Genomic DNA, 6,000 nt, shown 5'->3' with positions numbered 1-6,000 from the left:
GTTCGTGTTGAGCGGGGTATCGGTGCGGGGCGGCGGGGTGGTGAAGGCGCCGGCGAGCCGGGCGGTGGCGCCGCTGCAGCGCAAGGCGTCGGTGGCGGTGCGGGTACCGGCCCGGATGGGTATGACGAAGGTGGGGGGCAACGGCAACGGGCATCGGGCGGCGACGCCGGATGCGGCCGGCTGGATCCCGTTGGATGAGGACGAGGTCGCCGCTCTGCGGGTCAGACCGGCCGTAACCGTCGGTGTTAAGGCAGCGCCGATCACCATCACGCCCGACGACCTGGCGCTCATAATCAAAGAGATAGACGCGGCCATCGATGCGCATGCCAAATGGAAGATGCGCATCTACCAGGCGATTAGCGACGGGACCATCGATACCCCGGTCGAGAAGATCGCCATGGACAACCAGTGCGCCTTCGGCAAATGGTTGCACGGGTTGCCCGCAGCGACCAAAGCGGCCGGGTATGCCCAGCAGGTCCTGGAACTTCACAAAGAGTTCCACAAGACGGCCGCGCGGATCGTACAGCTTGCGCTGTCTGGCAACAAAGCCGAAGCCGAGCGGCTGATGGGCGCTTCAAGCGACTATGCGGCGATCTCGTCCAGGCTCACCCGCGCACTGCTGGCGTGGAAGAGCGCGATGAAGTGACCCGACGATCAGCGGGCATCGTGCTGCGGGCTGGAAGGACTCTGCCCGGTTGTTTGATCGCGGGCGCGTGACGGACATCCTGCTCGCGCGAGGCGTCCGCACGGATGCATCGCGCGAGCAGGCCGATTCATCCGCGCTACGCCTCGTCAACCTGAATGCCAACCAAGGAACGTCGCATGGAAGTCGATCTCATGTCGGTCGAACTGACGGGCGGTCAGTTCAAACGCATCAGCGAGATGGTATACCGCCTTAGCGGTATCAATCTCCCGGCTGGCAAGGAAGGGCTGGTCAAGACGCGGCTGACCAAGCGCCTGCGCGTGCTTGGGCTGAGCGGGTTCACGCAGTATATCGACTATGTCGAGCGGGATGCGACGGGCGCGGAACTGACGACCATGCTCGACCTGCTGACGACGAACAAGACAAGCTTCTTTCGCGAGTCGGCGCACTTCGACTTCCTGCGCGCCCAGTTGCCGCTCATGCGGCAGGCGCGCGGCGGGCAACTGCGCATCTGGAGCGCCGGTTGCTCGTCGGGCGAGGAGCCGTACACGCTGGCGATCGTGCTGATGGAAACCTGGCCGGACATCGCGCGCATGGACGCGCGCATCCTGGCGACCGACATTTCGACCCGCATCCTGGCCAGGGCGCGCGAAGCAATCTACGCGCCCGACCAGTTAGCCGAGACGCCGGTCGGCGCCGCGCGCAAGTACTTCCGGCCGGTGGATGCCGACAGCGCCCGTCTGCAGGTCAACCCGGAGGTGCGCGCGCTCGTGCGCTTCGCCCATCTGAACCTGATGGACGCCTGGCCGATGAAGGGGCCGTTCGACGCAATATTCTGCCGCAATGTGATGATCTACTTTGACAAGGCGACTCAGCGCGCGCTGGTGCAGCGCTACTGGGATCTGCTTGAACCGGGCGGCTACCTGTTTGTGGGCCATTCCGAGAGTCTGACAGCCACCGGCAGCTCGTTCCGTTACGTGCAGCCGGCCGTGTACGTCAAGTAACCGGGGCACCCGCACTTTGGGGGTAATTGTGAAGCATATCGTGGGCATCGCCGATATGATCATCTCCGCTAACCGCGATGATGAAATTGTGACGCACGCACTGGGCAGTTGCCTGGGGTTGACGATCTACGATCCCGTTTCGTGCGTGGGTGGCATGCTGCATGTGATGCTGCCCGACTCGACCATTGACCTGGCCAAGGCCGCCGCCAACCCGTATATGTTCGTGGACACGGGCGTCCCGCGCCTGTTCCTGGACTGCTACAAGGCCGGGGCGCAGAAGTCGCGCCTGATCGTCAAAGTGGCCGGCGGCGCGTCGACCGGCGGCGACCGCGAAGACTACTTTCAGATTGGCAAGCGCAACTTCGTCGCACTGCGCAAGCTGCTCTGGAAGAACGGCGTGCTGCTGGACGCGTATGATGTGGGCGGCACCACCTCGCGCGGCATGACCCTGCAGGTCGGGTCTGGCGAGGTGCAGATGCGTATCAATGGCACGACGACGGCGCTTTGAGACCTCAGTCGCGGTGTGAAGGAGGGTTGCTGTGGCCTACAATGTCATGGTAGTGGACGATAGTGCGGTGATGCGCTCGATTATCATCAAGACGCTGCGCCTGAGCGGCATGCCGCTCGGCACCGTGCTCGAAGCCGCCAACGGCGTCGAAGCGCTGTCGCTGACCGACAACAACTGGATTGATCTAGCGCTGGTCGATATCAACATGCCGGTCATGAACGGCGAAGAGCTGCTCGACCGCCTGCGCGCGAACCCGGAGACGGCCGACATGCCGGTCGTCGTGGTATCCACCGAAAGCAGCGACACGCGCATCAACAGCCTGATGCGGAAAGGCGCCGGCTTTGTGCACAAGCCGTTTTCGCCGGAGAGCCTGCGCAACACGCTGAAAAAATTCCTGGAGAAACCGCAATGAGCGATACCCTGGATCGCCAGCTCTTTGAGGTCTCGGCCCAGATCTTCGAAGACCTCGTGTTCTTCTTCCCGTCGCCGGAACTGGAACCGCAGCAGCAGGACGCCGTGGCTGATGCGACCGCGCAGGTCAATTTCGAGGGGCCCTTCGCCGGGCAGTTGATCATCACGCTGTGCGGCAATCTGCTGCCGCAGCTCGCGGCCAATATGCTGGGGGCCGACGAGCAGTTGCCGCGGGCGGAGCAGTACGACTCGTTCGGCGAGATCGGCAACGTGATCTGCGGTAACCTGCTGCCGCAGGTGGCGGGCGCCGAGCATGTCTTTCGCCTGGCCGCGCCGCAGGTGGTCGCCGGCTCGGCGACCACGGCGCCCGAGGCGTGGGCGCCACTGGCCCGTGCCTGCCTGGGCCTCGAAGAAGGCCGCGCAGACCTGTTGTTGATCGGCGATGCCGAGGCGTTGTCGCGCCTCACAGGGTAGACTGCCATGATACGCGTCCTTATTGTGGATGACTCCGCCGTCGTGCGCAAGATTCTGACGGAAGAGCTGTCCCAGTTCCCGGATATCAACGTCGTCGGCAGCGCGGTCGACCCGTACATGGCGCGCGATATGATCGTCGAGCTCCAGCCCGACGTGCTGACGCTGGATGTCGAGATGCCGCGCATGGATGGCTTGTCGTTCCTGGCCAAGCTGATGAAGCACCACCCGCTGCCGGTCATCGTCGTCAGTTCGTTGACGCCGGCCAATAGCGAAAATGCGCTGCGCGCGCTCGAACTCGGCGCGGTCGAGGTGGTGCCGAAGCCCGGTTCGCAGTATTCGGTGCCGAACGTATCGATGCGCCTGCTGCACGCCATCCGCGCGGCGGCGCGCGCGCAGGTGGGCGTGCGGCTGGCGCCGGCGGGCGTGCCGGTCGCCGCAGGCGCACCGGTGTTGTCGCCGGCGGCGACGCTGGAGACCACGCACAAAGTGCTGGCCATTGGCGCGTCCACCGGGGGCGTGCAGGCGATCGAGGTGGTGCTGCGCGGCCTGCCGGCGGTCATGCCCGGCGTCGTCATGGTGCAGCACATGCCCGAGAACTTCACGAAGACGTTTGCCGAGCGGCTGAACCACAACTGCCAGCTCGAAGTGCGCGAGGCGCGCGATAACGACTACGTGACGCCGGGACTGGTGCTGCTGGCGCCCGGCAATCATCATATGGTGCTGGAGCGCAGCGGCGCGCGCTACGTCGTGCGTATCAAGGATGGCCCGCCGGTGCATCACCAGCGCCCCAGCGTCGACGTGCTGTTCCAGTCGGTTGCGCGCCATGCCGGCCGCAACGCGGTCGGCGTGATTCTGACCGGCATGGGCGCGGACGGCGCCAAAGGGCTGCTGTCCATGCGCCAGAGCGGCGCGCGGACGCTGGCACAGGACGAAAAGAGTTGTGTGGTGTTTGGCATGCCCAAAGAGGCCATTCAACTGGGCGCCGCGGAGATGGTCGTGCCGCTCAACGATGTGTCCCAGAGCGTTCTGAGCTTTTTCTAGTTCGGCGCATTTCTTTACGCAATGCTTACACAGTTTGGCCGCCGGCGGCCGATATACGCTCTCTTTACACGAATCTCACAGATCGTTTACTGAACCATAACCGTCTCCATGCTATAGTCGTTCACAGTCAGATTGGTGAAAGACCGTTAGCATGGGCGACCCCAAACACGACCTCCCTCCCGCCCGCATCGAGCCGACGCGGGCGCCCGGCGCCACCGGCGTATCGTCCGGCGCTGCGCGCAGTACGCCTGCGCCGGCGGCCAACGGCGGTGCGCCACTGTTTGGCGCGCTGCTGGGCCGCGCGCTGGGCCTGTCCACCTACGTTCCGCGCTCCAACCTGCGCACCGATCCGCGCTTCCAGGCGTTTGTCAATCTTGATGCGTCGGGACCCCGACGCTTCTACCAGCCTGCGCTGAAACTGCCTGGCGGCGGCTATGCGGCGCCGGCGTCGGCCAGTCAGCCGGCCGCTCGCGCACCGGGCACAGCGGCGCTGGCCGCGTTGACGCCCGCGTCGATCATGGCTGCGCTGGCCGACATCGCGCCAATCGCTGCGCCGGCGGTCGTGCCGGCGCCCATAGCCTCCGGTAGCGCGATGGCGCTGGCCGATTACCCCCGTCCACCTGCCGATAGCGGCCGCGGTATGCACTGGGTACCGACGACCCACTCCGCGCCCGACGTGGTCGATCGCTTCGTTAAGGAGATGCGCGACATGCGCGTCTCGTGGGCCGTCTTCCTGAACGACGGCGCCAACATCGGCGACAACGACTACCTCGTCCAGCAACTCGTCAAGAACGGCATCATGCCGGTGCTGCGCGTGCACACGACCGGCCTGTCACCCGTGGATGGCGACCTGACGGCGATGGTCAAGCACTACAAGGCGATGGGCGTCAGCTATTTCCAGCTTTACAACGAGCCGAACTTGAAGTTCGAGAACAACGGCCACGCGCCGGATGTGAAGCGGTACCTCGATGCGTGGTCTGCCGCCGCCAAAGCAGTGGTTGCGGGCGGCGGCTTGCCCGGCTTTGGATCACTCAGCCCGCAGGGCGACGTCGACGACAAGCAGTTCCTGCGCCAGTCGCTCGACGCGCTGCGGGCGCGCGGCGAGAGCAGCCTGCTGGACACGGCCTGGCTGAGCCTGCACAACTATGGCGCGAACTACCTGCAGTTCCGCGACGCCGATGCGATTGTGCGCGGCGCGCTGGGCCGCGCGCTGCCCGTCATCAGCACCGAGGGCGGCATCTACCCCGGCAAGAGCGTGACGCCCGACGAGCAGGTGCGCATCGTCACCGACGCGTATCGCTATCTGCGCAAGCGTGAGCCCAACTACTTCGCGTACACCTACTGGATCATCGCCAATGAAGAGGGCGGCGGCCGCGACAGGGACTTCACAGCGCACGCGCTGTTCCAGCCCGGCGGCACCAGCCCGATCGTCAAGGCGCTCCAGCAAATGGACGTTTAGGAGGATACGGCATGGGACTGTTCGAGAGCATGAAGATCAGCGCCTCCGCGCTTACCGCGCAGCGGCTGCGCATGGATGTCATCGCCAACAACATGGCCAACCAGCAGACGACGCGCACCGCCGAAGGCGGCGCGTACAAGCGCGAGCAGGTCGTGTTCCGCCCGCAGGCGCAGGGGCAAAGCCCGATGTTCGCCGCGTTCATGCACCGCGAGTCGCCGGTCGCCGAAGGCGCGGGCGTCGCCGTGGTCGCCGTCGTCGAGGACGCTTCGCCGGGCGTCGTGAGCTTCGAGCCGAACCACCCCGACGCCGACGCGCAGGGTTACGTGACCTATCCCAACGTAGACGTGGCCACCGAAATGACCGACATGCTCTCCGCGACGCGCTCGTATGAAGCCAATACCACCGTGTTCAACGCGATCAAGGGCATGGCGCTCAAAGCGCTTGAGATCGGCCGATAGCC

8 protein-coding genes are annotated in these 6,000 nt (G+C 65.2%); all 8 read left to right on the top strand.

All coding sequences use genetic code 11. The annotated features are described in order from the left end of the window. The coding region (locus tag HZB53_13925) for a CZB domain-containing protein (GenBank protein MBI5878744.1) at nucleotides 1-646 on the top strand (646 nt) is incomplete at its 5' end. A gap of 191 nt (nucleotides 647-837) precedes the next feature. After that, complete coding sequence (locus tag HZB53_13920) at nucleotides 838-1,647, top strand: protein-glutamate O-methyltransferase CheR (protein MBI5878743.1); 810 nt, start codon at nucleotides 838-840, stop codon at nucleotides 1,645-1,647. Between the two features lie 28 nt (nucleotides 1,648-1,675). Then, nucleotides 1,676-2,155 carry a chemotaxis protein CheD gene (locus tag HZB53_13915; protein ID MBI5878742.1) on the top strand — a complete coding sequence of 160 codons (480 nt, stop codon included), beginning with the start codon at nucleotides 1,676-1,678 and terminating at the stop codon, nucleotides 2,153-2,155. Nucleotides 2,156-2,186: 31 nt separating this feature from the next. Further along, the gene (locus HZB53_13910) at nucleotides 2,187-2,567 is read left to right on the top strand and encodes a response regulator (protein ID MBI5878741.1); all 381 of its coding nucleotides are present in this window, start codon (nucleotides 2,187-2,189) and stop codon (nucleotides 2,565-2,567) included. Beyond that, the gene (locus HZB53_13905; GenBank protein MBI5878740.1) at nucleotides 2,564-3,040 is read left to right on the top strand and encodes a chemotaxis protein CheX; all 477 of its coding nucleotides are present in this window, start codon (nucleotides 2,564-2,566) and stop codon (nucleotides 3,038-3,040) included. Before HZB53_13910 ends, HZB53_13905 begins: the two co-directional genes overlap by 4 nt. 6 nt (nucleotides 3,041-3,046) lie before the next feature. Beyond that, nucleotides 3,047-4,081, top strand: coding sequence for a chemotaxis response regulator protein-glutamate methylesterase (locus HZB53_13900; GenBank protein ID MBI5878739.1), 1,035 nt, complete (start codon nucleotides 3,047-3,049; stop codon nucleotides 4,079-4,081). A gap of 151 nt (nucleotides 4,082-4,232) precedes the next feature. After that, nucleotides 4,233-5,540, top strand: a complete 1,308-nt coding sequence (locus HZB53_13895; protein ID MBI5878738.1) for a hypothetical protein — start codon at nucleotides 4,233-4,235, stop codon at nucleotides 5,538-5,540. Between the two features lie 11 nt (nucleotides 5,541-5,551). Continuing rightward, nucleotides 5,552-5,998: a flagellar basal body rod protein FlgC gene (gene flgC, locus HZB53_13890; GenBank protein MBI5878737.1), complete on the top strand. Its 447-nt coding sequence runs from the start codon at nucleotides 5,552-5,554 to the stop codon at nucleotides 5,996-5,998. Nucleotides 5,999-6,000: the final 2 nt, after the last annotated feature.

It is taken from the genome of Chloroflexota bacterium, assembly GCA_016235055.1.
GTDB lineage: Bacteria > Chloroflexota > Anaerolineae > JACRMK01 > JACRMK01 > JACRMK01.
The sequence above is the reverse complement of the archived record's forward strand: the minus strand, read 5'-3'. Positions and strand labels throughout refer to the sequence as shown.

Bases quoted from the DNA above. Each gene is read 5' to 3' on its own strand.
- HZB53_13920 (MBI5878743.1), top strand. From the start codon at position 838: ATGTCGGTCGAACTGACGGGCGGTCAGTTCAAACGCATCAGCGAGATG.
- HZB53_13905 (MBI5878740.1), top strand. From the start codon at position 2,564: ATGAGCGATACCCTGGATCGCCAGCTCTTTGAGGTCTCGGCCCAGATC.
- HZB53_13900 (MBI5878739.1), top strand. From the start codon at position 3,047: ATGATACGCGTCCTTATTGTGGATGACTCCGCCGTCGTGCGCAAGATT.
- HZB53_13895 (MBI5878738.1), top strand. From the start codon at position 4,233: ATGGGCGACCCCAAACACGACCTCCCTCCCGCCCGCATCGAGCCGACG.
- flgC (MBI5878737.1), top strand. From the start codon at position 5,552: ATGGGACTGTTCGAGAGCATGAAGATCAGCGCCTCCGCGCTTACCGCG.